Consider the following 2,704-nt stretch of genomic DNA (forward strand, 5'->3'; position numbering starts at 1 on the left):
GCGTTGAGACGCCGCCGGCGACGATGCAGAGCGAAGCGATGAGGAGGAGCGGCGTTGAGACGCCGCCGGCGACGATGCAGAGCGAAGCGATGAGGAGGAGCAGCGCTTGCCATGGCATTCAGTAGACGCAAAAGCAGAACAGACGACGAATCGGTAACCGGTCAACCCGCACCGGACCTCGAGGGCGCGGAACCGGATCGCGGAGAGTCGGAACCGGCCGAGGAACTGGACGGCCCGTTCGACATCGAAGACTTCGACGACCCCGCGGTGGCCGCACTGGCCCGGCTGGATCTCGGCTCCGTGCTGGTCCCGATGCCGGAGGGCAGCCAGGTCCAGGTGGAGCTGACCGAGACTGGCGTGCCGAGCGCGGTGTGGGTGGTGACGCCCAACGGCCGGTTCACCATCGCCGCTTACGCTGCGCCCAAGACGGCAGGCCTGTGGCGCGAGGTGGCCGGTGAGCTCGCCGACGCACTGCGCAAGGATTCTGCCAACGTCACCATCCTCGATGGTCCGTGGGGTCGGGAGGTAGTTGGCGTCGCCGCGGGCGCGGTCCGGTTCATCGGCGTTGACGGTTACCGCTGGATGGTTCGCTGCGTGGTGAACGGTGCCCACGACACGATGGACGCGCTGATCGCGGAAGCGCGGGCCGCGTTGGCGGACACGGTGGTTCGCCGCGGTGACACACCGCTACCGGTGCGCACGCCGCTGCCGGTTCAGTTACCCGAGCCGATGGCCGAGCAGTTGCGGGCTGCCGCCGCGCAACAGGCGGCGCAGCAAGCCGGGGGCGGGGGCCAAGCCCTGCCACAGCCCGTGGCGCGGCGCAGCGCCGACGGGTCCGCGATGCAGCAGCTGCGCACCATCACCGGCGGTTAAAGCAACCGCGCATCGGCCAGCGCGGCCAGACAGGCCGTGCCCAGCACGCCCGGTTCGGCGCCAATCTGATCCAGCGTGACTGTGCGCAGTGCCGCCCGCGGCGCCGCGGCCACCCACTCGGCGGCTACGTGCAGCGGATGAACCGCATCGTCGGTCGCGGCGGCGACCCCCAGCGGCACGCGAAGCCGCTGCAGGTCGGTGCGATCGGGCGCGACGTAGGACGCCGCTTCCTTCAGTGCGTCGGGCAGCTGCGGCCACTGGCCGGTCCACGAGCGAGTCAGCTCGTCGGCCAGCCACGCCGGGCTGGAGGTGCGCAGCTGGGCCACCGTCGCCGCCAGCCCGTCGCGGCGCAGCTGCCGTGCGGTGTGCCGGGCCGCCAGCGCCGCCGGTGCCGCGTCGGGTGAGCCCGACCAGGCCGGCAGCGCCGCCAGTACGGCGACCACTCGGTCGGGGCGGGCCAACGCCCACGCGATGGCCACCGCCGCACCGATCGACACCCCGCCGACCAGGATCGGTCCCTGCGTTGCCGTGGTCGCGGCGTCCAACGCCGCCAGGTAACTGTCGACCAGGTGTGCCGGCTGCGGCCGGGGCGCTGTCAACGCGACGCCGACCTGCTGCAGCGCGCCGGAAAACGCCCGGCGTATGTACTCGTCGTCGGATCCGGTTCCCGGCAGCAGGACGGCTGTCGCCCCGCGTAGATTGACAGTCACCCCACGATCGTGCCCGGTGTCGACAACAACTCGGACGGCGTTCCGCGGGCCGCGTGGAATCAGCTGAGCAAGAGGTCTACGGTGTCTTAGGCACGCATGGGAGTGGTTCCCGTCGGCTGGACCTTCAGGAGATACCATGGCGACGACCGAAGGTTATCTACGGAGATTGACTCGACGGTTGACGGAGCACCCTGAATTACGCGATGTCGAGCAGTTGTCCCACGAGGCGGTCAACACCGGTGCGCAGCGCGCGATCGATTGCCAGCGCGGCCAGGAAGTCACGATGGTGGGAACACTGCGCAGTGTCGAGGCCAACGCCAAGGGGTGCGCTGGTGGCGTCCGCGCCGAATTGTTCGACGGCACCGACGCGGTCACCCTGGTCTGGCTGGGGCAGCGCCGGATACCCGGCATCGACTCCGGCCGCACGCTGCGGGTACGCGGTCGGCTGGGCAAGCTGGAGAACGGCACCAAGGCGATGTACAACCCGCACTACGAAATTCAGCAGTGAGCGACACGATCACTCGGACAGCGGAGACCACCGGGACCCACCGCGTGCTGGCGCAGCTGGGCGGCGTGCGCGGGCTCGTCTACTCGTCACTGCCGGTGGTGGTGTTCGTGTCGGCGTCCAGCGCGTTCGGCCTGCTGTCTGCCACCATCGCTGCGGTCGGAGTGGCCGCGCTGATCCTGGGGTGGCGGTTGATCCGTCGGGAATCCACCCAGCCGGCGGTATCCGGGTTCTTCGGGGTCGGCGTCTGCGTGCTGATCGCGTATCTGATGGGGGATTCCAAGGGGTATTTCCTGCTGGGTATCTGGATGTCGCTGCTGTGGGCGGCGTTCTTCGCGGTGTCGGTGCTGATCCGCCGCCCGGTAGTCGGCTACCTGTGGGCTTGGATCAGTGGCCGGGATCGTGGCTGGCGCGACGTACGGCGGGCGGTGTATGTCTTCGACGTTGCCACCTTGACGTGGATGCTGGTGTTCGCATCCCGATTCGTGGTGCAGCGGCTGCTCTACGATGCCGATGAAACCGGCTGGCTGGCGGTGGCCCGCATCGCGATGGGTTGGCCGCTGACCGCCCTGGCAGCGCTGGTGACCTACTTCGCGGTCAAGGTCGTCCGGCGCCT

4 protein-coding genes are annotated in these 2,704 nt (G+C 69.3%); 3 read left to right on the top strand and 1 reads right to left on the bottom strand.

Going from position 1 to position 2,704, the window contains the following annotated elements; all coding sequences use genetic code 11:
* Positions 1 to 111: 111 nt before the first annotated feature.
* On the top strand, positions 112 to 873 hold the full coding sequence (locus tag AC2VON_RS09780; RefSeq protein ID WP_486952775.1) for a DUF3710 domain-containing protein: 762 nt from the start codon (positions 112 to 114) through the stop codon (positions 871 to 873).
* Here the strand turns inward: AC2VON_RS09780 and AC2VON_RS09785 are convergent.
* Positions 870 to 1,583, bottom strand: coding sequence for an alpha/beta hydrolase (locus AC2VON_RS09785; protein ID WP_486952776.1), 714 nt, complete (start codon positions 1,581 to 1,583; stop codon positions 870 to 872). The two genes, AC2VON_RS09780 and AC2VON_RS09785, sit on opposite strands and share 4 nt — an antisense overlap.
* A gap of 136 nt (positions 1,584 to 1,719) precedes the next feature.
* Here AC2VON_RS09785 and AC2VON_RS09790 point away from each other — a divergent pair, with 136 nt between their 5' ends.
* Entirely contained in the window at positions 1,720 to 2,091 is a 372-nt protein-coding gene (locus AC2VON_RS09790) for an OB-fold nucleic acid binding domain-containing protein (RefSeq protein WP_486952777.1), read from the top strand.
* A partial coding sequence (locus AC2VON_RS09795; protein ID WP_486952778.1) for a DUF3159 domain-containing protein occupies positions 2,088 to 2,704 on the top strand: 617 nt, incomplete at its 3' end. The genes AC2VON_RS09790 and AC2VON_RS09795, both read left to right, overlap by 4 nt.

The organism is Mycobacterium sp. TH-M82 (assembly GCF_057473605.1).